The organism is Bacteroidota bacterium, from assembly GCA_016714535.1.
In the GTDB taxonomy this organism is placed as follows: Bacteria; Bacteroidota; Bacteroidia; order AKYH767-A; family OLB10; genus JADKFV01.
In genome coordinates this window covers 285,894-311,801 of the sequence record JADKDR010000005.1, presented here as the reverse complement: position 1 = coordinate 311,801, position 25,908 = coordinate 285,894, and the positions used below count along the sequence as shown (strand labels likewise).

19 protein-coding genes and 4 pseudogenes are annotated in these 25,908 nt (G+C 35.9%); 2 read left to right on the top strand and 21 right to left on the bottom strand.

From position 1 onward, the window contains the following. Positions 1-40 precede the first annotated feature (40 nt). On the top strand, positions 41-193 hold the full coding sequence (locus IPO27_08970) for a hypothetical protein (GenBank protein MBK8846649.1): 153 nt from the start codon (positions 41-43) through the stop codon (positions 191-193). A gap of 240 nt (positions 194-433) precedes the next feature. Next, positions 434-3,021, top strand: a pseudogene (gene clpB, locus IPO27_08965) (ATP-dependent chaperone ClpB). A gap of 177 nt (positions 3,022-3,198) precedes the next feature. On the opposite strand, the gene IPO27_08960 reads toward clpB, so the two are convergent. The 21 genes and pseudogenes from IPO27_08960 to IPO27_08860 form a co-directional block, all read right to left on the bottom strand. Then, positions 3,199-3,699, bottom strand: coding sequence for a YeeE/YedE family protein (locus tag IPO27_08960; protein ID MBK8846648.1), 501 nt, complete (start codon positions 3,697-3,699; stop codon positions 3,199-3,201). 2 nt (positions 3,700-3,701) lie between these two features. Further along, positions 3,702-4,274 (bottom strand): YeeE/YedE family protein, encoded by a 573-nt coding sequence (locus tag IPO27_08955; protein ID MBK8846647.1) that lies wholly within the window; start codon positions 4,272-4,274, stop codon positions 3,702-3,704. A 208-nt stretch (positions 4,275-4,482) separates the two neighbouring features. Further along, positions 4,483-5,319: a methyltransferase domain-containing protein gene (locus IPO27_08950; protein ID MBK8846646.1), complete on the bottom strand. Its 837-nt coding sequence runs from the start codon at positions 5,317-5,319 to the stop codon at positions 4,483-4,485. Between the two features lie 267 nt (positions 5,320-5,586). Next, positions 5,587-5,805 (bottom strand): hypothetical protein, encoded by a 219-nt coding sequence (locus tag IPO27_08945; GenBank protein ID MBK8846645.1) that lies wholly within the window; start codon positions 5,803-5,805, stop codon positions 5,587-5,589. After that, positions 5,789-6,022 carry a hypothetical protein gene (locus IPO27_08940; protein MBK8846644.1) on the bottom strand — a complete coding sequence of 78 codons (234 nt, stop codon included), beginning with the start codon at positions 6,020-6,022 and terminating at the stop codon, positions 5,789-5,791. The genes IPO27_08945 and IPO27_08940 overlap by 17 nt, the downstream gene beginning before the upstream one ends. Before the next feature lie 25 nt (positions 6,023-6,047). Next, complete coding sequence (locus IPO27_08935; GenBank protein MBK8846643.1) at positions 6,048-7,664, bottom strand: T9SS C-terminal target domain-containing protein; 1,617 nt, start codon at positions 7,662-7,664, stop codon at positions 6,048-6,050. 139 nt (positions 7,665-7,803) lie between these two features. Further along, positions 7,804-9,227 (bottom strand): annotated as a pseudogene (locus tag IPO27_08930) (MBL fold metallo-hydrolase). 224 nt (positions 9,228-9,451) lie between these two features. Further along, on the bottom strand, positions 9,452-10,657 hold the full coding sequence (locus IPO27_08925) for an NAD(P)/FAD-dependent oxidoreductase (GenBank protein ID MBK8846642.1): 1,206 nt from the start codon (positions 10,655-10,657) through the stop codon (positions 9,452-9,454). Between the two features lie 166 nt (positions 10,658-10,823). Then, positions 10,824-11,621 (bottom strand): sulfite exporter TauE/SafE family protein, encoded by a 798-nt coding sequence (locus IPO27_08920; GenBank protein ID MBK8846641.1) that lies wholly within the window; start codon positions 11,619-11,621, stop codon positions 10,824-10,826. A gap of 64 nt (positions 11,622-11,685) precedes the next feature. After that, complete coding sequence (locus IPO27_08915; GenBank protein ID MBK8846640.1) at positions 11,686-12,306, bottom strand: Crp/Fnr family transcriptional regulator; 621 nt, start codon at positions 12,304-12,306, stop codon at positions 11,686-11,688. 60 nt (positions 12,307-12,366) lie between these two features. Further along, positions 12,367-13,338 (bottom strand): hypothetical protein, encoded by a 972-nt coding sequence (locus IPO27_08910; protein MBK8846639.1) that lies wholly within the window; start codon positions 13,336-13,338, stop codon positions 12,367-12,369. Positions 13,339-13,761: 423 nt separating this feature from the next. Next, complete coding sequence (locus tag IPO27_08905) at positions 13,762-13,914, bottom strand: hypothetical protein (GenBank protein ID MBK8846638.1); 153 nt, start codon at positions 13,912-13,914, stop codon at positions 13,762-13,764. Between the two features lie 248 nt (positions 13,915-14,162). Next, complete coding sequence (locus IPO27_08900; GenBank protein ID MBK8846637.1) at positions 14,163-14,378, bottom strand: XRE family transcriptional regulator; 216 nt, start codon at positions 14,376-14,378, stop codon at positions 14,163-14,165. 63 nt (positions 14,379-14,441) lie between these two features. Continuing rightward, positions 14,442-15,266, bottom strand: coding sequence for a KilA-N domain-containing protein (locus tag IPO27_08895; protein ID MBK8846636.1), 825 nt, complete (start codon positions 15,264-15,266; stop codon positions 14,442-14,444). 103 nt (positions 15,267-15,369) lie between these two features. Next, positions 15,370-16,714 (bottom strand): annotated as a pseudogene (locus IPO27_08890) (DNA recombination protein RmuC). A 1,069-nt stretch (positions 16,715-17,783) separates the two neighbouring features. Then, positions 17,784-18,734 carry an AI-2E family transporter gene (locus tag IPO27_08885; protein ID MBK8846635.1) on the bottom strand — a complete coding sequence of 317 codons (951 nt, stop codon included), beginning with the start codon at positions 18,732-18,734 and terminating at the stop codon, positions 17,784-17,786. 29 nt (positions 18,735-18,763) lie between these two features. Next, positions 18,764-21,268, bottom strand: coding sequence for a cation-translocating P-type ATPase (locus IPO27_08880; protein ID MBK8846634.1), 2,505 nt, complete (start codon positions 21,266-21,268; stop codon positions 18,764-18,766). A gap of 59 nt (positions 21,269-21,327) precedes the next feature. Next, on the bottom strand, positions 21,328-21,813 hold the full coding sequence (locus IPO27_08875; protein MBK8846633.1) for a hypothetical protein: 486 nt from the start codon (positions 21,811-21,813) through the stop codon (positions 21,328-21,330). Between the two features lie 185 nt (positions 21,814-21,998). After that, on the bottom strand, positions 21,999-22,355 hold the full coding sequence (locus IPO27_08870) for a phosphomannose isomerase type II C-terminal cupin domain (protein MBK8846632.1): 357 nt from the start codon (positions 22,353-22,355) through the stop codon (positions 21,999-22,001). Positions 22,356-22,423: 68 nt separating this feature from the next. Further along, positions 22,424-24,796, bottom strand: a pseudogene (locus tag IPO27_08865) (glycosyltransferase). A gap of 12 nt (positions 24,797-24,808) precedes the next feature. Beyond that, positions 24,809-25,843, bottom strand: coding sequence for a pesticidal protein Cry7Aa (locus IPO27_08860; GenBank protein MBK8846631.1), 1,035 nt, complete (start codon positions 25,841-25,843; stop codon positions 24,809-24,811). Positions 25,844-25,908: the final 65 nt, after the last annotated feature.

Sequence of the window (25,908 nt, the reverse complement as noted above, 5' to 3'; positions counted from 1 at the left end):
GTGGGTTTGTGAAAACACAAACCATAGGCATAGTGGGTTTATGAAAACACAAACCATAGGGTGTGGATATGTCTATCTGCGTTTTGAAAATACCAACCTTAGAGAAAAGATTGCCAAAGAATGGACGGTGGCTTCCGTTGAACTTACTTCAACGGTTAAACTTAAAAGAAAAATTATTTTCAATAAAATTTAGGCACTTATCAATAAAACATATAATGCCAATTATGATTAATAAAGGTAGGTAAAAAACCGGACTATTGCTAAGGACTATCTATTTTTAAAATACTGAATGATAATTTTGTCACTATAACCCTATACTTTCCGAAATATTTTCCGTTTTATTCAAACTAATGCGCCAAAATGACCTAATAAATCAAATGGAAAGATTTATGCTGCAAGTGGTATTCAAACAAACCAATATCACTTTCTAGTTATGAAAAATTTGACCATCAAAACACAGGAATTACTCCAACAAGCTCACCAAATGGCTTTGCAGGCGGGTCATCAGCAAATAGATAATACTCATTTGCTATACCAAATGATCACTGAGCCCGACTCTATCATTTCTTATTTACTAAAGAAGAACAATATAAACGTAAATCATGTTACCGAAAAAATAAATGAGCAATTACAAAAACAACCCAAAGTAAGTGGTGGCGAAGTTTACCTTTCACCGGCAGCCAATAAGGTGCTTGCCAATGCTACAGGTTTTTTAAAGGAATTTGGAGATGAATTTGTAGCTCATGAGCACTTGCTACTCTCGATATTGAAATATGGAGAAAGTACAGGTACGATACTAAAAGACAGTGGCCTCACCGAAAAGGTCTGCTTGCAGCAATCAAAGACATGCGCAAAGGCTCTAAGGTTCAGAGCGAAACAAGTGATAACACCTATCAGGCGCTTAATAAGTATGCAAAAAACCTAAATGAACTGGCAAGCGGTGGCAAGCTTGACCCTGTAATAGGCCGAGACGAAGAAATAAGACGCGTATTGCAAATACTCTCGCGCAGAACCAAGAACAACCCTGTATTGGTAGGCGAACCGGGTGTTGGAAAAACGGCAATAGCCGAAGGTCTTGCTCATCGAATTATAAATGGAGATGTACCCGAAAATTTAAAAGATAAAACTATTTACTCTCTTGATATGGGAGCCCTAATTGCCGGAGCAAAATACAAAGGCGAATTTGAAGAGCGCTTAAAATCAGTAGTAAAAGAAGTAATTGGAAGCGAAGGAACTGCCGTCTTATTTATTGACGAAATACACACACTTGTTGGTGCCGGAGGGGGCAACGATGGAGCTATGGATGCAGCAAATATTTTAAAGCCTGCCCTGGCAAGAGGTGAATTGCGTGCCATAGGTGCTACCACCCTTAACGAATATCAAAAATATATTGAAAAAGACAAGGCGCTTGAACGCAGGTTTCAAAAGGTAATGGTTGAAGAACCAGATACCGAAGACGCCATTGCCATACTGCGCGGTTTAAAAGAAAGGTACGAATCGCATCATAAAGTGCGAATAAAAGATGAGGCCATCATTGCCGCAGTTGAATTATCGCAACGATATATAAGCGATCGCTTTTTACCTGACAAAGCCATTGACCTGATTGACGAAGCAGCAAGTAAACTGCGGCTAGAGATGAACTCTGTGCCCGAAGAACTTGATACCATTCAACGCAAAATAATGCAGCTAGAAATTGAACGTGAAGCCATTAAGCGTGAAAATGACAACAAGCGCATGAGTGAGTTGGCAACAGAACTAGCAAACATGAACGAGCAGCGAAATGCCATAAAATCGAAATGGGAAAGCGAAAAAAAGATTGTGGAATCGATACAACAAACGAAACACCAGGCGGAACAATATAAACTGGAAAGCGATCAGGCTGAGCGCAGCGGAGATTATGGTAAGGTGGCAGAGCTGCGCTATGGTAAAATAAAAGAGACGGAAGCAAAAGCTATCACCTTGCAAAATGAACTGGCCACCATGCAGGCTCATGGTGCTATGATGAAAGAGGAAGTAGACAGTGAAGATATAGCCGAAGTAGTTGCACGCTGGACTGGCATCCCTGTAAATCGTATGTTACAAAGTGAACGCGAAAAATTACTCTTGCTTGAGGATGAATTACACAAACGTGTAGTTGGTCAGCAAGATGCTGTTGCCGCAATTAGCGATGCAATACGCAGAAGTCGTGCAGGCTTATCAGATAGCAAAAGGCCTGTTGGCTCATTCATATTTTTGGGAACCACAGGTGTTGGAAAGACAGAACTAGCCAAAGCACTGGCAAGCTACCTGTTTAATGATGACAATGCGCTGGTGCGCATTGATATGAGCGAGTATCAGGAAAAACATACCGTATCGAGATTGATAGGCGCACCTCCCGGATATGTGGGATATGATGAAGGCGGACAACTTACCGAAGCCATACGCAGACGACCTTATAGTGTGGTATTGCTGGACGAGATAGAAAAAGCGCATCCTGATGTATTCAACATTTTGCTTCAGGTATTAGATGATGGCCGACTAACCGATAACAAAGGGCGCACGGCTAACTTTAAGAATACGATAATTATTATGACAAGTAATGCAGGGGCGCATCTGATACAGGAAAACTTTGAAAACTTAACTGAAACCAATCGTGATGAGGTAATAGCAAAAACTAGAAATCAAGTGTATGAATTACTTAAGAAAACAATACGTCCCGAATTTCTTAATCGTATTGATGAGGTAATTATGTTTAATCCGCTAAACCGCGATGAAATTACTGAGATAGTAAAGCTGAATATATCGCAGTTGGTAAAGCAAATGGCCGAAAATGGCATTCAACTTAACATTGATAAAAAAGCTGTTGAATGGCTGGGGCAGTTAGGTTATGATCCTCAGTTTGGTGCTCGTCCGCTTAAACGTGTTATTCAGAAAAAATTACTGAACGAATTGTCGAAAAAAATTCTTGAAGGAAAAATAAATAAAGAAAAGGCAATTGCTGTATCGATAAACAATCAGAAAGAATTTACGTTCGCTAATTAATAAGTGCAACGTCTACGCAGTGTTGCATTTATAGTTTGATTGCAAGTAACATAAACACAATTTAATAGTAATTAGGAAATGCATTCATCAATAATAATGTATTGAAACCATTCCATCAATTTCTGTGATTGATGTTGAAGCAATTGGTCTAAACTTTTACAAAGGGAAAATGATAATTTAATGCGGCAGTTTATCTCTGAAATAACCGTAAACCCATGTGCCGGCCATTGCACTTAAGAATGTTACAATAACTGCGACAAAACCACTTCCAATTTGCGCGAACAAAGGTCCGGGACATGCGCCTGTAATGGCCCACCCTATCCCAAATATTAAACCACCAATCACATTGCCTTTATTGAATTGCTTATCTTCAAAAGTAATGACTTCTCCGCTTAATGTTTTAATGCGAAACTTCTTAATTATAAATACTGAAATCATCCCCACTATAACCGCTGTACCAATTACACCGTACATAAAAAAAGAATCTAAACGAAACATTTCCTGAATACGAAACCAACTAACTATTTCTGCTTTAATGAATACGATTCCAAATGCAATACCTACTACAAAGTACTTGATATTATGCCATAAGGGATGTTGTATTTTCGAATCGTTAACGCATACCGCATCGGTATGTCGGTTTTCAATACTTTGTTTGCTTTCTATTTGTGTTTTCATACTTAAAATATTTTAAAAATGAGGGGTAATAAAATATTGGCTGCAAAAAAACCTCCAACCATGAAGCAACAGGTTGCAACCAATGAAGGCCATTGCAAATTGGAAAGCCCCATTATGGCATGACCGCTGGTGCAGCCACCGGCATAGCGTGTGCCAAAACCGACAAGGAAACCACCAATTACAAAAAAGAACAAACCTTTAACTGTAAAAATATTTTCAACTAAGAACACTTCAATAGGCAACATATACCTGTAATCGGTAATTCCAAAATTAGCTAAGGCCACCTTGGTATCCTCTGCCACCACTATATCATTAGGGTTTGATAAGAAATGCCCTGCTATAAAGCCTCCCACCAAAACTCCGGTAACAAAAAACAGGTTCCACATTTCCTTTTTCCAGTCGTATTTAAAAAATGAAATGTTTGCAGGTAAACATATAGCACATAAGTGACGAAGTGAGGATGATATACCAAACTTCTTATTACCGATGATGAGTAATACTGGCACCGTTAAACCTATTAAAACTCCGGCAATCCACCATGGCCACGGTTGCTTGATTAATTCTATAAATGTCATCTTCAATATTTTTTAGGTTGCGAAAATAAAACTAATCCGCATAACAGCTTTGTGACTTTTGATACAGTTTCTTAAAAGTCTGCTTTTGGTTGTGCATGCTAAAGAGATTGAAATTAATATGCGTAAGTTTCAGTATGGTTAAAGTAAGCGCAATAGCCAGTAGTGTTAGCGATTATTTTTGTGTTGAAATACAACTGAAATTTTAATATCAAGGATGCAGTAACTTGTATTCAGGGTTTTGGTTTATGGTTTCGCTAACAGTCGAAATGTTGAGATTGCCTGATGACACAATTAGCGTATCTTTTAAATTAGTGCTAATGGAAACATTGTGTATTTGCGGTATCTGCATTACTTGCTGCTCGACTGAGCGGGCACAACTGCCACAGGTGAGACCCTCAATTTGCAAGATAGTTGTGTCATTATTATTATCCTTTTGCAACTGGAACCAAAGTTCTTTGCCTTGACGGCTTTCTACCGATTGGGTGCAAGGTGTCATTTCTATAGTCCTAAAGGCAGATTTCAACAAGTGTTCGTATTCCATTTGGCTGCCGCCAAATGGTGGCCCTGCATTTTCAAAGTTGATGTTAAATAATACACCTGCTAATATACCCTGCGGCTTAAGTAGCTGATGCATTTTTGATACATACCGCTGACGCAATGCCGGTGGTAACGCACAAAAAAAAGTTTGTTCAAGTATTAAATCGTATTGACCTTCATGTTCGAAAAAATCGCCTAAGGCGATTTTAATATTTTCGTTATCACCCAATTGATTTCGCAATTTATTAACCGGCTCAGGAGCTATATCAATTACAGTGATATTTGTAAATCCCATCGCTAACATATATGCAGCTTCGTAGCTATTACCGCATCCTGGAATAAGTACCGCCAGGTTGCGCGCTGATATGCTATCGATATAATTTTTTAAAGGTAATGAAACTGTACCCAAATCCCAGCCGGTAGAATTATTCATGTATTGGTTGTTCCAATAGTTTGAATCGAGCGGCATTTCGCACTCCACTATGCAACATTGATTGTTTTGCTCCATAATTTTTTATTTAAAATATAATCACCAATCGTAACTTCTTCCCTACTCCATGGTTGCATTAATTTATTCTTCTCACAAAATAAAAGAAAGCCGCACAACAAATTTGCAAAGGAATGAGGCTAAGGTAGTCATTCATTTTCCAATTTTCTATTAGATTGTACTTAGCAGCTACTAGATGTCATTGCTAATTTCTATAGGTACCAAATCGCATTGCAACATCCATAACTTTCTAAATCAAGTTCAATATTGCCAGAAGGTGTGAGTTAATTACTTATCAGAAATTTCCTTATTTCTATTGTTTGATTTAAACATGCCTAAAAACAACGCTCCCAATAATGCCCCATATGCTGTACTTATAATAGGGCTGGAAGTTATGGCACAAGTACCTGAAATACAGCCAACATTTTTCCAATACAAGTAGCCTCCCACAGCACCTGCTATGGCACCTATTATTTCTAAATTATATGGACTAACGTACTTCTTCATATTGAATATCATCCGTTTCAGTTTTATTTAATTTTGCAGGAGTTGCGGCACAATTACCAACTGCACAGCATCCAAAATTGAATAATGGCATGGCTGTGAAATACGCTCCAAAGCCAATGTAAATCCAATTATAGATAACAATGCCATGTATTAATACATACAAGCCAAGAGCTAATCTTATTATTCTTAATATATTCCAGTTTCTTATCATTCCCATTTGACTTTTTTTTAATGTTTGTGATCTATCGTAATATTATTCGTTGAGTTGCTTTTTCATATTGGGTAGCAATGGTAACTAGAAAAGTGCCACCTGAATTTGATTGCTTAACTAATGTAGCAATGGTGTGTTCGCCCGTGGGCATGTTTTTATAAGTCTTCTGTTCAACAACTTTACCATCAATGGTGGTTATATTTAAAGTAACATCCGCTTGTTTCGCTAATTTGTATTTTACAATTAAATCTTTCTGGTCTTGTTCAGTAAAAACCTGCATTTGCAACGAGCCTATACTTTGCATATTTAATTCGTGAAATGCACTGCTGCTATTTTTTATAAGGAAAACTTTAAATATCTGATTGCTTGCGCTGCTTTGCATTCCAGTATTAATCCAAAAAATACTTTGTGCAGAGCTGGCAATTCCGCCATAGATATATCCTACCAATGTTGTATCAGTTAATACATCATCAAACTTGATGACCCCATTGGCATACCTTGGCAAATTTTCGTTAGGTATAAATTCTGAACCTGCCCCTAAATAAGATGGCATTTCTACCGGAAGTTTATACTCGGCCATAACACCATTGGCATTGCGCGCTACGCGTGCAATGGTTTTTACAAATGGTACATCATTATTTTGCGTTAATAGTCCAAGGCTATCATAATACTGCGCTATGCCGCCAAAAAAAATCGTATTCATCTCATTGTTTGCTGCCGAATATATTGGGAAGTTGGCACAGTGATAATGATTATAATATTGCGTGAATGCATTATTCACGGTATGTGCGGTTGAATCAATATTTACACAATTTAAAAAAGGCAGGTTCACGGTTTTTTGAAAGACTCCTGAAAATGCTGTTAGCCCTTCAGCTCCGTTTGGTAAAATTTGAGCAGTAACATTGTAATCTCTGCGATGCAGATTGTTGGTGTCGGTAATAGAAGGCAAATGCGAAATGGTTATTGTTGTTCCATTGTCTGATAAATTAAATTTTCTAACTTGATCTGTGTACTGCTGAAAAAATCCCGGACCATGATTGGGACCCATCGGGTTGTAGCTTCCAATAAATTTATGACCCCCAACCAAATAGAAGGTGCTGTTTATTTTTTCTAACCTTCCGCCAGTTACTTGAAATGCAGTATCGGTAATCTGCCTGAAATAATTTGAGTACGTCAAACCTGAAATTATGGCATCGATAACATCTGATACTTTAATAGCTGTAAGATTCGGATAGGTAGTATGCGCAGCCAGCGAAGCACTATAACCATATCCGCCAGTGCAATATAAATAATCGCCTTGTTGAATAAAGTTCATATTCGTTGAACTTAACTGTTCCTGTATACCAAGAGGCAATACAGCAAGGGGTGCACTCCATTTTTGCATAGCTACAGGATCAATCACTATGAGCTGATTGTTATGTCCTGCTATATCAAAGGCTGCAAAAGGCTGTCGTTCGTGAAGCCCATCGAGGCGGCCTCCTATTATTAACCACTTGCCATTATGCTGCGCGAATGCAAAAGATTGTAAACCACCCAGGCCGTTAATTGTGACCGGTTCAAGTTGAATATTGAATGGTGCATTCTGTGCAAACATGGTATAAGTTGACATTGCCAACACCATCAAACAAGCTAAAATATTTTTTTTCATAGAATTAAAGTTTCGTTTATTTTTCAAAATCCTTATTACTGATAAAAGGTTGCAATAAATTTTACTGCAACCTTTTTATTTTCCTGTCATTTACAATCTGCCTGTAGCTCTTTAAATTGTAGTCACAACTTTTTTACGATTACAAAATAGAGGAAGGACAAACATATTCTGTTTTGGGTAAATCAGTCTTTGCCAATCCTGCAAAACCAGATTCTACTTCAACAAAATTATCAAATCCTCTTTGCTTTAGAATAGAAGCGGCAATCATGCTTCGATAACCTCCTGCACAATGCAACACGAATGTATTGTTGCGTGGAAACTCTGACAGATGCTCGTTAATCCGGTTGAGAGGAACATTTTCAACATCAACCACATGTTCGCTATCGTACTCGCTCTTTTTTCTTACATCGAAGGTTGGGAATTTACGGTAGTATTCCCGTTGGTAAACTTGGGCTGAAATGCGTTTTACAGCATCAACTTCCTTATTCGCATTTGTCCATGTGGCAAAGCCACCTTTTAAGTAACCAATAGTGCCATCATAGCCTACACGCGACAATCGAATCATGGCTTCTTCTTCTTTTCCCGGTTCGCACACTAAAAGTATTTCTTGTTTTATATCCACAATCATTTCGCCAACCCATTGCGCGAAGCTGCCGTTAACACCAATATTGATACTGTTTGGAATAAATCCCCTTGCAAACTCGGCCGCATCTCTGGTATCAAGTATCAACGCATGCGTTTCGTTTGCAACCATTTCAAATTCGTTAGCATTTAATGCATGGCTTGCTCGCTCCATAACCTTTTCCAAACTTTCGTATCCTTTAATATTCATTAATACATTGGATGGAAAATAAATCGGTGGTTTGGTTAATCCTGTAAGTATTGACTTTACAAACTCATCTTCGGTCATCGGCTGTAGCGCATAGTTTACTTGCTTTTGATGCCCCAAGGTGTCCGTAGTTTCTTTGCTCATGTTTTTACCACACGCACTGCCTGCTCCATGATTTGGATATACAATCAACTCATCGCTTAATGGCAAAATCTTTTCGCGTATAGATTTATATAGTAAACGCGCAAGTTTTTCTTCGGTGAGATCTGAAACTACATGTTGCGCCAAATCGGGACGGCCAACATCACCAATGAATAAGGTATCTCCTGTAATTATACCATGCTCCTTATTTTCCTCATCAATCAGCATAAAGGTGCTGCTCTCCATGGTATGCCCTGGTGTGTGAATTAGCTTTACTTTATAGTTTCCAATTTCAAATACTTGACCGTCAGTACCATGTATAATTTCGTACTCGGGCTTTGCATTGGGCCATAAACAATTTCAGCTCCTGTTTTTCTTGCAATGTCCAAATGCCCACTTACAAAGTCTGCATGAAAGTGTGTTAAAAAAACATACTTAACCTTTGCACCGGTACGATTGGCTCTGTCTATATATGGCTGAACTTCTCTTAATGGATCAAATATGGCGGCTTCGCCATTACTTTCAATATAGTACGCAGCATGCGCAAGGCAACCTGTATAAATTTGTTCTACTAAAAAATTTTTATTACTCATCTTTTTCTTGTTTTTAAAATTATGATACAAAGGTATTGCATGTTTCACTTCCGGTTGGTGACTATTATTACACAAGCTATATTTTTTTAAAATAATTTATATAGGCTATCTAAGGTTGATTTAACAAGCTTTACAACAGCAATGCCAGTAAAGAAATGAAATAAAAAAGGCTACATGTTAATGTAACCTTTTCAACCTAAACCTTAAATACTAATAATTATAAACTATGCTTTACCTCTAAGTATTTTGTTCCAGTACAACCATGGCAATACCTTCGTCTTTAGCATCCACATGGACCATCGCGGTTTGGCCTGATCGAACGGGAATGTCATTTTTGGTGTATTGCTGTAATCAAACTCTGCTAGCATCAATTTTCCATATTGTGTTGGTATGGGGCATGCACTATATCCAGTGTACTCGGCAACCGGTTTTTTAGATTGCAACACTGCTAATACATTTTGTACTACTACCGGTGCTTGCTTGCGTATTGCTGCACCTGTCTTGCTGCAAGGCGCGTTTATACAATCACCTAAAGCAAAAACGTTTGAAAAACGGACATGCTGCATGGTATTTTTGTTTACCTCAATATAGCCATAGAGATTTTTAGCATCGGCCAAAGGCGAATGCTTAATAAAATCAGGTGCCGACTGTGGGGGTACACTATGCAGTAAATCATATTTCATCGATTTGCGCTCTTCAACACCTTCTGCATTCTTTTTCAAATAGTATACGGTGTTAGTTGCAGAGTCTATTTCCGTCACATTTACACTATACTCAGGTCTAATATTTCCGTTCAAAACTGTTTCAGTAAGCGTTGCGGCATATTCCTTGACTCCAAAGATAACGCTTCCACCACTCAGATAATGTACGTTGCACTTATCCAATATGCCTTGCTTGCGCCAATAGTCAACTGCCAGATACATAATTTTATGCGGAGCACCACCACATTTGATAGGTGAAACCGGATTAGTAAATACAGCATTTCCACCCTTAAAATTTTTTATCATTTCCCAGGTGTAAGGGGCCGTACTAAAATCATAATTGCTGCTAATATTATTCTTTCCAATATTTTCTTTAAGGCCTTTCACTTTGTCCCAGTCGAGCTGTATACCCGGACAAACAATTAACATATCGTAAGTATAAGTTGTTCCTGATTTGCATTGCAGTTTATTCTCATCAGGCATAAAAACCGAAACAGCATCCCTAATCCATTCAGAACCTTTTGGAATAAAATCCCTTTCGTTGCGTATGGTTTTATTGATATCGTAAACACCCGCACCCACCAGCGTCCATGCAGGCTGATAATAATGCTTGTCGCTTGGCTCAATAATACCAATGTGCAAACTATTGTTTTTAAGAATCAACTGTGCTGCTACCGATAATCCGGCATTGCCACCCCCCACAATTAAGATTTGATAATGATTGACCATGGTGTTTAAGTTTATTAGCGGTGCAAATATTGAAAGTTAAAATATAATTTAATGTGATAAAAGTAACATTCAACAATTTTTTCTTAGGGAAAAAACACGTAACAAATTCTTACCATTAAATGTTTTTATTTTTCAATCATGCAGGTTGCTAGCATGTGCTTTTGGCTCATTTAAGCACTGTCTCTTTTATGATAATATAAATTCCCATTACCAGCACAAACCAGCCAAAGGCAGGTTTTAGTTTTGCTCCAACAATTTTTTTAGAAAGGTAAGAACCTAAAAAGATTCCTATGATAGCAAATGCAGAAACTTTTGAAATCAAAGGCCAATCAATTACAGTATCTCCTCCTTCGCCAAAAAAACCTATTAACGATTTAGCTGCAATAATTACTAATGATGTACCTACGGCTTCTTTCATTGGCAACTTACTCAACATGACCAAGGCTGGAATAATTAAAAAACCTCCGCCTGCACCTACAAGCCCTGTAAGTATGCCTACTGCAGCCCCTTCAATTAGTATTAGCGGATAATTAAACTGCTGCGTAACGGGCTTTTCATCGGAACTCTTTTTATCCTTTTTGATCATGCTATACGAAGCTGCTATCATTAAAACAGCAAACAACAGCATTAATAAAATGCTTTTGGTAACAACAAAGCCACCTAAACTAAATACCTCTTGCGGAATTGCGGGAACTATATACGCTCTTGTTAAAAAAACTGCAATAATGGATGGTATGCCAAAAATTACTGCTGTGCGAATATTTACCAATCCATTGCGAAAATAATTTATGCTACCCACTGCACTGGTAATTCCTACAATAAATAAGGAATAAGAAGTAGCAGCAATGGTATCAATCATAAAAAGATATACAAGCACCGGTACAGTCAGTATGCTGCCACCACCTCCTATTAAGCCCAATGCTACTCCTATTAAAATTGATGCTATATAACCTGCTATTTCCATCGTTTTTTTTGCAAAGGTCTTATAAGTACATAGGTTTCATGGTAACCTTTGTCACACTTGGAAATTATTTAAGTACAATATTATTTCTGTTCATTTGTATCAAACCGCGTTGTTCCATTTTTTTTAACAGCCGCGAAATAACTTCTCTCGAAGTGTTGAGGTCGTTCGCAATCTCCTGATGCGAAGCAATAACTTCATTGCTTGCCGATGAATCCTTTTCTCGCTTTAAATAAAATTCAAGGCGCTCGTCCATTGCTCTAAAAGCAATGCTATCCATTACCATAAGTATTTCATCAAACCGGTTACGATAGGTTTCAATTACAAATTCATACCAGCTGCGATGTTTCATCATCCACTGATCCATCAGTTGCAACGGCACTGTAATCAATTCTGCGTCCTCCACTACCCTTGCCATGATTTGACTTTTTTCGCTCTTTGTTGCACAAATCATACTGATAGCACATGCCTGACCCGGTTGCAAGTAGTACATAAAAAATTCACCACCATCATCATCTTCTCTATAAACTTTTACTTTCCCCTTTAAGACCAATACGGTATTTTTAATGTACTGTCCGGTGCGCATTAGCACGGTGCCTGCACTTGCTTTTTGCATACTTGCCTGTTGCTCAATCTCACTAATCAATTCAGCCGAAAATCCGCTAAAGTATGATTTCAAATTATCCATTCACTATTATTCCTATTTTTAGAACTATCGTTTTAATTCCAATTATTAATTATCCTGCTTTTACTTTACCAATAAGTTTGTCAAAAGTTTTTTCGAAAAATACTCCTGGCAAATAACTGAGGCATCTTCAAGAAGCGCTAAAGTGGACTTTTGTTTTTTACCAAGCAAATGAAGTGCTTTGATCTCGGCTTCTTCGTGCGTGCATGATTCAGTTGCAACTAATGCCTCAGCTATAGCAAACAGCCCCAAACCGGCATCTTTAATCTTACCAAGTTCTGCTATCATCCAACTTAAAGCAAGGTAGTTTTCTTTGTAAAATTGGATATGATGCGTCAAGGCCGCATCTGGTGTTAACTTATTAAATGGCGAATTGATAATTTCTTTAACCATGTACTTTTCAAAATACTTTGGTGTTGTTTTTCTATCAACCAATTTAGCCAACCCGTTAAGCGCCTGTGGGTAAATGCTAAGCCATCTTATCTTTCTTCGCAATTCATGCACGTGGTCTTCCATATTGGTAAAATTACAACTGGTTTGTGCAACAAACTGCTCTATCTCTTTTATCTCCTTTATGTAATAATCGCAAATGGTTGATACCTCGTCCACATCTTCCATCCATTTGGCACGCCCGATGCGCAATTCCATTTTAGCTATTCGTTTTCCGTTCAACCAATTCTCTTCTAACAACAATTGATTGAGGCGGTTATTAGCTTCGTTAGTTTTTGAACGAAAATACTCCTTTGCTGCTTTAGGTATTTTAGTATTTGTGTTTATTTGTTTGGATTGTACCACATAATGATCTACATCGCCTAAAGCATCTTCAATTTCCTTGGCCTGCTTTTCAATCTTTGAAAAATCCTTTGAGTTATAAACGTCACCATACATTTTACTTAATGCCTCAAGGTTGAACAAGGGGGTTCGTGCATTATTGGTACTTAACCATTGGCCTGGATTGCGCTTCGATTTTGCCTGCAGCATTATCGGCTTTATCTTTGCCAATTGAATCTCGAATCGTTGTTTTGCTTTACTCATCACTAATTTATTTTTATTGCAATCAAAAGTACTTAACTATTGTTATACTTCAGAAATTATGTTAAAATAATTTGATGAAAGGTTAAACTTTTTTTGAAGTGTGGAGTTACTTCCAGAAATAAATTACAATACGAACACACAAGCCACTATCTATAGGGGCTTCAACTAATATTTTATTTCCTCAAATAAATTGAGCCATTATTCGCTCCAACTTTTTTAATGGTAGGATAATTTTTTTATTTAATAAGATAGAATCCCTTAACTGCTGTTTTTAACTTCCCTATCCAATTCCTCTGCTCCCTTTATCATCTCTTCTATTAATTGGGGTATTCAAAATTTAATTGTTGGAAAAATAAGCAAATGGCGCTATTAAAATTGCAAATGCACCATGCACCTATTATGCAGCATTATACGAATGGTATTTTATAAATTCTCGGCTAAGGGGTTTTTGCGCATGAAATTATTTTCATCGCTGTTCAACTTATTATTGTAATCGTTGCGGCATTGATCATCGCAAAACTTTTTATCGCTGCGGCCCACCAATGGCTCATTGCATGCTAAACACAAACGTGGCATTTTATTGTTGTTTTGTTTTTACAATAGTAGGAAAAAATAATTACGTTTGATATTTTGGCCGAAAGAAAACTGCATTGCCAATATCACGATATCTATGAAATATTATCGATACTGTACCCAAATAATTCCGCCATTGCCTTTTGTGTAAACCAAAAGGTTTCGTTGTTAAAAACTACTTCTATTTACACCATACCTGTTGGGGAATTGTAAATAATGATGTCGTTATTTTGATTGCTCATTTCAGCTTTTTATTTTCTTTTTTTAAAATTTATTTTCTTCTCAGCAACCTGCACGGCCTCCTTTGCTAGCTTCTCATCCTTAACCACTGCATAAATTTGGTCGGCTAACCATAGCGTCATTAATTCATCACTACCAGCTTTGAGTATTTCGGCAATGATAGGTATTTGTTCCCGTTTGAGTTGCCGCAAACCTTTTTCAATTTTACTCAGTTGAGTTGTGTCCATTTTCATCATTGGTTAAACCTTGTAAGTCTTTTATTTTAGTCAGGAGGTCTTGTTTATTCATATTTATTTTAATTTTTTAAGGCTGCTGTTTTGTACCAAGCTTTTCATTTGCGTAATGGCAATTTTATTCAGTTGTTGCAGGCGTTGGTTTTGTTGTAAGCCTTGGTGTATTAATACTGCATTGATGCTTTCCATATTACTTAGTACCACCAATTGCTCAATATTGGCAGCATCACGGATATTGCCTTCGGCTTTCGGGGTAGCATCTCTCCATTGTTTTGCTGTCAATCCAAACAATGCCACGTTGAGCATATCTGCTTCATCGGCATACACAAAAGAGGTTTGCAATTTGCTTAATTCTTTAGGTATTAGGTTATCTTTTATCGCATCGGTATGTATGTGGTAATTTACTTTGGCTAAAGTTCGTTGCAGGTTCCATGTTAGTTTTAAGCGGTGGTTTTCATCTTCTTTAAGGCGTTGAAATTCTTTGATGATGAACAATTTGAACTCAATAGAAATCCATGAGGCAAATTCAAACGCAATATCCTTATGTGCAAATGTTCCTCCGTATCTGCCTGACTTGGATGTAATACCAATCGCAGTTGTGGTTTCAATCCATTTTTTAGGTGTCATTACAAAACTATTTAACCCAGCTTGTTTTCTAAACCCCTCGAATTCGAGGGGTTTAAAATTTGGGTTATACATCGTTTCCCAAAAACCCAGTAGCTCTATCGTGTTTCTGTTTCGCAACCAGTTTTGAATAATGGTATCGGTATTTGCCGAATCCTTGTGTTTGGCAATGTCAGTGAGGGAAATAAAATCGCTTGTGCCTTCAGAGAATAATGTAATCTCTGTTCCTTTTACATTGATGGTTTTATTTTTTGCCATACTTATTTTTTAATTGTGGCGAATTCGCCATAGTTGAAATTATTTTTCTTTTTAAAGTGGTCAAATTCGACTACTTTAAAACCTTGCATTAGATAGTTTAAAATTAAATTTCCTTTTCATCTTGGTTAGTATTTAAAATAATTTCAGGCAATTCTGTTGCTGCTTCCACCGCTGGTAATGTTTCTACATCACGTAACTGGCGTTGTATGGCTCTTGTACGGGTACCCACTACATCATCTAACTGGCCAAGTCCGGTTTGTATATTTTTTTGTGCCTTTTCTAACAAGCCGCCAAATACTTCAAATTCTTTTTTTACAGAGCCCAGCACTTTCCAAACTTCGCTGCTTCGTTTTTGTAAAGCCAATGTTCTAAAGCCCATTTGCAGGCTGTTTAATATTGCCATTAAAGTAGTAGGGCCTGCAACGGTTATTTTAAACTCAGAACGCAACTGGTCTATCAATGAGCTACGTCTGATTACTTCGGCATAAATACTTTCAAACGGAAGGAACATAATGGCAAAGTCGGTGGTGTTGGGAGGGTCAAGATATTTGTCTCTTATGTCTTTTGCCATTTTTTTAATTACCGTTTCCAAATTTTTTGTCGCTGTTTCAATATCATCAGGAATTGCATTTTCATACGCAGCAATTAAATGCTCATAAGTGTCTTTAGGAAATTTTGCATCAATAGGCAGGTACACAAAAGCACTTTCGTCTTCGCTGCGTCCGGGTAATTTAATGGCAAATTCTACTGGTTCGGTACTGCCTTTTTTTAGTCCGCACATTAGCATCGTATTGGTTGGGTGCTAAAATCTGTTCGAGCAATAATGCTAACTGAACTTCACCTACACCACCTCTCAACTTTACATTGCTTAATACTTTTTTCAAACCACCTACATCGGTTGCAATAGTTTGCATTTCGCCTAAGCCTTTTTGCACTTCAATGAGTTGTTTGCCTACTGTTTCAAAACTTTGTCCAAGGCGTTCACTGAGTGTTTTTTCCAGTTTTTCTTCCACCGTAACCCGAATTGTTTCAAGTTTGGTTTCGGTACTTTTTACCAGTTCGTTTTGCTTGGTATCCATCAAAGCAAATTTTTCTCTTTGCAGGTCGTTGAATGATTTGATGTTGTTATCAAATGTTTCCTGAAAGCCTTTGAATGCATTTACCAGTGCCTCGCGAATTAATTTATTATCTTCTTTCGCCTGGTTATTAATTTTGTCTAATTGAATAATATTGGCTCCTGAAAAATCAGTAATATTTTTAGTAAGCTCTTCACGGTTGACTTTATTGTTAGCATCAATTTTTGTGATTAATGCTCCAACTTTTTCATCCAGTGTTTTATTAATTTCTTTTAAAGCATTCTGGCTTTGCTCAGTAATTGTTTTTAAGGTTTCAGATTGTTCACCCTTAAAACCAATCAATGTATCGTTCAACTCTTTTCGGCTGTGCATTGCTATGGTGGCATTTTCTTCACGGTTAGTGCGAAAGTCTTCTTTAAGATTGGTTTCAATTTTGGAAAGACTGGTTTGTAATTCAGCTACCTTATTTTGTAGCAGGGGCAATTCGTTGCTGCTTTTGTTTCGGAAAACAATGATGAGTATAATCGCAATAAGCAACAATACACAGATGATTATTAATAAGATTGCTTCCATTACTTTGTACGCTTTTTTAAGTTAATTTTTTTTCTGCTACTTGCATAGCTTCAATTGCTAGTTTTTCGTCTTTCACTACTGCATAAATTTGGTCAGCTAACCATAGTGTCATTAATTATTTCGGTCATCGGGCAATGTTATAAAACTTTTCTAATTAAAATGGGGTTTCATTTTTTTGCATTTTACTTTTTTCCTTTTTGCAATAGTGTGTAAGTTGTTTCACAAAATTTTACAAACAAATGAAAGACAAACTACTTTCCAATACAAATTGCTTAATTAAAATGTAAAGCAATATTATTAAAGTGTTTCAGGGGTTGCGTACTTATTTGGGCAACAAAAGCCACTAAAACAAATGCACATAAAGCACAAAGAAAAGAAAATATGTTGTTCGGTGTAAAATGTGTTTGTCCTTATCATATGTAATAAGCGAAGATAAGTTCTTACACTTTCTCAATTGATTAAAATCTACTCGCTGTTGTGTGCCCATACAAAGACAGAACTATTCAATGGTAGCAACTTGGTGTTGCAGCTAGTTGAAGTACTCTTTAATCCATTTAATAATATCTGTACCATGTTTGTTGCTTTCGCATGTGATTGTTTATATGACTGCCTTTCTGCTAAATGTAGAGTCTATTCACATTTCTTTAGCATTAACCCCGTTGAGTCACAATAGTGTTATATCCAAGTTGATAAAACAAAACTAATCTTAATAAAATTCGGTGGTTTTTGTAAATTTAAAACTAACAAAAATAGTCTGAGAATCAACAAAATTGCAAATACTACAATACAGTTTTAATCTTCTTTATGCCAACTTTTTTACTCTATCATTTTTAATTTCGCCAATTAAGAATCCATAAGGTTTTAAAAGTTATACATGGTCGCACATAATTTTAACAATTGCCGTAAGAGGTATGGCTAGTATTATGCCTGGAATACCCCAAATCAATTGCCCCAACACCAACGCAATAATAGTAAACAAAGGGTTTATTTTTACTTGTAGACCAAGTATAAACGGCTCAATAAACCAACCTTGAATAAACTGTACCACACCATAAGTAACAACAATACCTCCCAACATAAATGGACTAGCACCGTGCAAAGCCATAATTGTAAATGTTAAAGTAGTACCTATGATATTACCTAAAAAAGGAACAATTTCTAAGACCCCACAAAGAACAGCAAAAAAAAGAAAGTTTTTTACACCCAAAAGGCCAAAATCTATACTATACATAATCCATAGACACACAATCATTTTAGAAAGTCCCAGCAAATATTGTTGAGAAATATGTGCTGACTTCTCCAGTACTTGCTCCATTTCTATCTGGTTGGATACAGGCGTTAGTTTAATAAAAAAATGCTTTAAGTGTCCACGGTAATACAACAGAAAAACGAAATAAACCAATACTAAAATAAAATTGGAGAAGACATAAGAAACAGAAATTATAAACAGTTGAATGATACTAGTGTACGATGGTTGCTCTGCTATTAGTATTTCATTTTGCTTTACTGACGAAATCCCAAAATGATGAAAAATGTATCCTTGTATATAGGTGCTTGCTTCAATCACCTTTTGTTTTAACAATACTATATCACTTGCAAGGTTTCCAATCTGCCAACTAAGCATTGTTACAAAACCAGATATAATCAACAAAAGAAAAAAAAGGCATAAGAATACTGCGATTGCCTTGGGAATTTTTTTTTCTTCCAATGAGCTACAAAACGGCAAAAACAAAGTCGCCAAAACTCCCCCAATAAATAATGGCATAAAAAAAGATTTTGCATAATATAATCCAGCAACAATAAGAAACAACAGTAACATTTTTTTTATAACAGATGTGGCAAGGGTATTCATGCTAATATTTTTTGTCTTTTAATTAATTTAACTATTTCAAACCAAATTACAGAAACAAAGCCAATTGCAGTACACGTTAATAATTGCATTAAATTCAACCTTTCTAGCTCAAAAAAGGAAGTCAAGGGTTTTACAAACAGGATTAGAAACAGAGTGGTAATAGTAGCAAATATAATTAGTAAAACCATGTTATTCTTATACCTCAAAGTTGTGAATAGGGAGTAAAATAAAGAACGATTTACCAATGTGAGAAAAATATTTGCTGTAATTAAAACAGTGAAAACCATTGTTCTTGTAAGTTTTTCACTATAATCATTGTTAACTGAATATTGGTAAACCAATAAAGTTCCAGCTGATATCACTAATCCTTGTATAATGCTCGTTGATAATTCTTTCCAGTTAAAAAAAGTAGTGGTTAATGCTTTAGGAGGTTGAAGCATAGTATTCTTTTCTATGGGTTCATTTTCATAAATTATGGAACAAGTTGGACCCATGATGATTTCTAAAAATATAACATGAATTGGAGAAAAAACATTGGGATAAATCCAACCCAACGCCAATGGAATAAACACTGTTAGGATAATAGGAATATGAATGGAAATAATATACTGTATAGCTTTTTTCAAATTAGCATATATTTTTCTACCCATAGCTATGGCGTCAACCATTTTAGACAAATCATCTTCTAACAAAATCAAGGATGCTGCTTGCTTAGCTATTTCTGTTCCCTTTTTCCCCATTGCAATGCCTATATGCGCTGCTTTTAAAGCCGGGCCATCATTCACACCATCGCCTGTCATGGCTACTATTTGATTATTGGATTTTAAGGCATTGATTATTTTTAATTTGGCTGCTGGAAACATTCTGGTAAAAATGGAATTATGCATTACACTCTGTTGCAATTCCTTGTCAGATAAAGCCATTAGCTCATCTCCTGAAATGGTTTTATCGTAACCCTTAAAATTAATTTGTTTAGCAATTGAAGATGTAGTGGCTGCATTATCACCAGTAATAATTTTCACCTCAATACCAGCTTTATAAAATGCTTCTAGAACCTTTTGAATATTCTTTTTGGGAGGGTCGTAAAAAGCAACAATACCAATAAATTTGAATGGCAAATCTTGTTGATTTGCCGGATATACATAACCTAAAAATTTAGATTCTGCTAAGCCTAAAACTCTGTAACCATCTGTTGTTAAGAGTTTGATAGCCGAATGAATTTGTGCTTTTTCGGTTTCAGAAAGAGTAGAAACATTTATTAATGCTTCTGGTGCTCCTTTTGCTGCTACTATTCTTTTGCCTTTATTATCTGCAAAAACATGGGTCATCATGGGCGGTTTGCCACTCAATGGATATTCATGTACAAGTTTGTAATTTGGTCGATCGTCAATTTGATGATGGTCAATATAAGTTTGATGCAATGCCACTTCCATAGGGTCGAATGGAATAGGTTCGCTGGCAAACATGGCTAGCTTTAATAGCTCTTTTTCATCTTCATTCAATGCTTCTTTTGGATCAAAAAATTTGTTTGTTTTTAATACAAAGATTTTCGCCAAACTCATTTTGTTTTCAGTAATAGTGCCTGTTTTGTCTGTACAAATAACCGTTGCACTTCCCAAGGTTTCAACAGTTTTCATTTGTTTTACCACAATGCCCATTTTCATTAAACGCCATGCTCCCAATGCCATAAAAGTGGTAAAAGCTACAGGAATTTCTTCGGGTAAAATACTCATGGCCAATGTAAGCGACTGCAATAAGCTGTTCAAAACATTATGCGAATGCCAATAATTAATTGCCCAAACTATGATAAATACCAATGATCCAGCAATTGCCATTTTCTTTACAAAATTTGTAATCTGTAATTCTAATGGTGTTTTTTCCTCGGTTATGCTTTCTAAGCTTGTGCCAATTTTACCTAGTTTAGTTTCGTTGCCAATAGCTGTTATAGTGGCAATAGCCAAACCACTTGCAACTGTAGTGCCATTATAGATAAATTTATCAGCAGATGTTTTGTCTTTAAGAACTGCTAAGGATTCACCTGTAAGTATTGATTCATTTACTGAAAAATCATTGGAATGAACAATACTGCCATCTGCGGTAATAGCTGTTCCTTCTTCTATGATTAAGCTATCGCCCACAACTAAATCCTCGCTTTTTATTTCTATCGTTTTGCCATCACGTATGACTTTGCAGTTTGGTTGTGATAAGTCTTTTAGTTTTTCCAAGGCATTTTTGCTTCTTGAAAATTGGTAAAGTGAAATGGATGTTTGAAAGACAATAGCAACTACAAGGAAAACTCCATCACCCGTTTTTCCACTTATAAAATAAATAGAAGAAGCTACCAACAATAAAACTACCATTGGGTCTTGTGCAATACGTTTTAAAGCATCTAAGAATGAATTTTCTTTTTTGTAGTCTAATTTGTTTTGGCCAAATTTTGCTCTTGCATGAACAACTTGTTCGCTTGTTAGACCTGATATGTTGAAATGATTTGCAGACATTCTCGAAGATTGCATTGATTGGCTGAGTTATTTAATGTTGCCTCTTGAAGCAAAACAAATTAATCGTCTGTTTCCTTTTCCGAATTCTCTTTTGAATCTGTCGTAATATTTGAAGTTTCTGTATGTCTTATTTGTCCTCCCAAATATCCTGTTCTTGCAACAAGCCCAAAGCTAATGAGTGATATTAATAAAATTACAAATGCTGTTGTTCTAGTCAATGTTGATTTTCTTAATGTGAGGAACAGACCTACAATAGAAGCAACTCCTAAAATGATTAAGGAGATTAATGCAAATAATGCGAATTCTTCATGGGTCTTAATTGCAGACTCTACCACACCTTGTATATTCTCAACGGTTTCTTCAGCAGCTTCACCAGTTAAGTAAGCAATACCAGCTCCGATGGAAGAGATTATAAAAAGATTGTATGCAGCAATTTTGGTTTGACTACTCTTGGTCCAAAGTCCATGAGCAAGAACAAGACCACCCAAAATTGATCCAAAAATTGGAAGATGCGTAATTAATAAGTGAATGTGTGTTTGATTCATTTTAATTCTCTTTTTCACAAAGGTTGTTAGGATATGCTCATTTAAAGATGATAACTGTCATATGAATAAATGATTTATTGAATTACAATAAATTTATCTCTGCCGGCAAATGAAAAGTCGCAATGCCTAAAGGAAATTCTATTGGTCTTTTCTAACTTATCTGTTTTAAATACTAATGTTTTCATCTATTCAAGAGTGACACCAATTCTATTATACTTATCTTCCAACCTCACAATATCATTTTCATCAAAATCACCAAATGATATTTCCAATATACTTAGGGAAGAGTTGGATGTTGTGATTTGATGTTTTGTTTCTCTAGGTATAAAAAATTCGTCTCCCTTTTTTACGAAAAGCGTTTCTTGACCAATTGTGATATTGCCTGCTCCTTCTATTACTCTCCAAAATTCATCACGATGGTAATGAAACTGAAGACTCAATGCTTCATTGGGGCTTACGTGAATCAATTTAACCGTTGTCATTTCATTATGACAAAACCGTTCGAAACTCCCCCAAGGTCTATCCTCTGTATATTTTTGCATGATGTTGCTCTTATTAATTTTATATAAAAAACTTCCTTGTTTATATGATTGTTGTTAGTTAGATGAGATTACTTAGAATAACCGTTTTCTGAAATTGCATTCAATGAAATTTCTTTCATAATTAATACATCATCTTCGTTTTTTTTTATTCGTTCCATTGCTAATCTTGCCATCAAGTAACTTAGTGTTGATTCTGCACCCTGATTAAGATTGACATTAAATTCTTCCACGCCATCATAACAGCCACCAGTACATGGATTATAAACAATTTGATGCAAGTGGTTGCCACCTAAAAACCAACTAAAAGCGCTAATCGCTTTTTGTTTATAATCATCTTTTTTGAAAGTTGAATAAAACTTTTCCAATGCCATAATTGTATAGGCTACATCTATTGGCTGCTCGCCACCAATTGGGATTTCGCTTGTGTTATTTTTTATATGCCATCCTTTGTTTGAGATTACTTTTATTTTATCATTAACAAAAGTTTTTGACAATAAAAAATCAAAACTTTCTTTTGCGATTCTTTTATATGTGTCTTTTGGGATGCTGTTATATGCACAAAGTATTGCCTCAGGCAAAAGGCTATTACCATAAGTCAAATACTCTTCAAACCAAAACCATTCTGTGGTTTTCTCATGTTTATACATTTGCACCAATCGATTAGCAAAAATTTCTATCAAGTATTTATTATCTATTTTATTTTGGTAATACAGTCCTTTTATAATAAAAGCCATTGCTCGAGTAGAATGAATTTCTTCTAATTGTGGGATTGCTCTTTGCAAGAGATTTTCTGCTTCATTGGTTAAATTAACAGGCAATATTTCTTTTAAAGAACTAACATATCCTAAAGCCCAGATTGCTCTTCCGTTGCTATCTTCAAGATTTTCATAATGATTCTGTTGGGTAAATTCAAGTTGTTCATTCACATAATTTAAAAATTTTCCATTGGGTTGTATGCAATGTTTTATAAATTGCAAATACGTATCAATCAACCTCAAGTCATTTTCGTTTCTATATAGCTCATAGTGTTTACAAATGGCTATTAGCGCCCTAGCATTATCATCTAACGTATAGCCCGAATGTATGTCTGGGCTTGCAATTTTTGCAAATTGAACAATGCCAAGATCAGTCGTCATCTTCTTAATATGGCTAAGGTTTATAACAGGCATTTTATAATTTAACTGAAAAGTATTTGAAGCTAGTTTTTCAAAAAGCAGGGCATGACCAACAGCCGAATTTTGCCAAGCCGTTGAAGCCATTTTATGGAAGCTATTTGATGATATTTCTGTTCTTAATTTTTCATTCTTTAGCAGTGATATAATCGCACTTGATAATTGTTTTGGATTCTCAAAATCTATAATTAAACCGTAGTTATCCTTCAAAACTTCTTTGGCATGTGGAATGGGTGTTGAAATTACCGGACAGCCACAACTTACAGCATATGAGAATGTGCCGCTAACAGCCTGATTTGGATCTTTAGAGGTGAATAAATAGATATCAGTAAGTTGAAGATATTCTAATAATACCGGTAATTGTAAATATTCATTTACAAAACGAACATGATTTTCAAGCTTTAACTCTTTTACTTTATCTACTAACAATTTTCTGTATTGCTCACCTTCCTGCTTCACAACACTAGGATGAGTTTTTCCTAATATTAAAAACAATACCTCTGGAAACTGTGCAACTACTGCTGGTAATGCTGCTAAAGTAGTTTCAATGCTTTTGCTTCTTCCCAGCAAGCCAAAAGTACTAAGCACTTTTTTGCTTGTCAACTGGTAATGTTTTTTTAGCATCTCTCTACTCAAGGGAGGTACTAGGTGTGTACCATGTTGTATGACCGAAATTTTATATGATGCTACCTTATATTCATTTTTCAATATGGTTGCTGCATCATTTGTCATAACTATAATTGCTGATGCAATAGCTGCCATATCTTCAACTTTTGCTTTTAATTCTTTGTTTGGATTTGGCAAAATCGTATGAAAAACGAACACTATTGGTTTAGAAATACAATCAAAAAACTGTTTATATTCTCTTTCGTTTTTTGCAAAAATCCAAACTCGTGCTGCATAACCACCAACTTTATATTCTCATCTTTATTGATTAAAAATGCTGTTTTTCACAAATGAATTACGGCTGTCTGTATTTAAAATATACTTTGGTTGCTGCTTATAGTTATGTTGTTCAGTTTCTGACTCCAATGCACAAATGGAACAAGAAAAACTATCTTCAAATTGGTTGTTTAAAGCAGTTACCAAATCCTGCGAATATGTAGCTATACCGCATTCTCGTGGAGGAAAAGAAGTAACAAACAATACTTCAGGGAGATTACACTCAGACTCTAATACACCGTCAATATTAACGAATAAATGTTCAGTTGATGTTCCACGAAGAAACCGTTTAGTTTGTGATTGATATAAAACAATATCGGTTGTCATAACTTCTCGTATTTAAATTTTATTTAACGCTAATTCAGCTAATAATTCTTTTATACTTAAGGATGCTACAGCAATACGCTCGTCTGCGGCTCCATAATATATATAAAGTAAGCCATTTTCAATAATTGCTCCAGTAGGAAAACATACATTGTTTACTTCGCCCTTTAGTTCCCATTCTTTATCAGGAAAAAACAAAGGGTAAGGTAATCTAGCAATCTCTTTTTTAGGATTATCTAAATCTAGTAAAGCTGCACAAGCAGAGTACACATAACCTTTAATTGTATCATGCACTCCATGATAAATGAGTAGCCAGCCAGCTTCTGTTTCAATGGGTGGGCATCCACTGCCAATGTAACTTACCTCGTGTTCATATTTTGGGGTAAGTACTAGGTATTCATCAAAATGACAAAAATAATTTTGCCAAAATTCAATGGTTAAGTCTTCCAGTTTTTTAATTGCTACCACAACTTGAATATCCGGTTTTATGCGATGCAAAAAACAAAACTTGTTATCAATTTTACGAGGAAATAAAACTAGGTTTTTATCCCATAAGAAAATTTTTCGGTCTTGCTTGTCATGGCTTCTTTGATAATCGTTAAAGCGAACATACTTGTCGCGTATAGTGCCTTCGGCTTCTGTAAAATGCTTAAACTCTTCGTAGGTTATTTGAGGAACAATAATTCCATGCTTTTCCCAATGTATTAAATCTGTAGATGTTGCTAATGCTCCTAACGCGTTAACGCCACTATATGCAGTATAAGAAAGGTAGTACATTCCTTCTATTTCAACTATACGCGGATCTTCTAAACCTTGAAACTCATACTCTGCTTGTGGAAAAAGCAAGGCTGTGTTATTTCTATCTTGTACAACCAATGGTGATGATAATGTACAATAACCAATTGTAGAATAATTGTCCTTTGTAACAGCCCTATAAAACATGTGAATAGTACTACCCACCTTAATTACTGCTGGATTCAGCACCCCTTCGCTTTCAAATCTATTGGTGGTTTTGCGAAGTAGAACACCATGTTTGTTTACTGTAATCATACTCCAATTTTGCCTAGATTATTTCTGGCTAATTTCTTCTGTGCTTTGTCAGCTTTTTTTTCTTT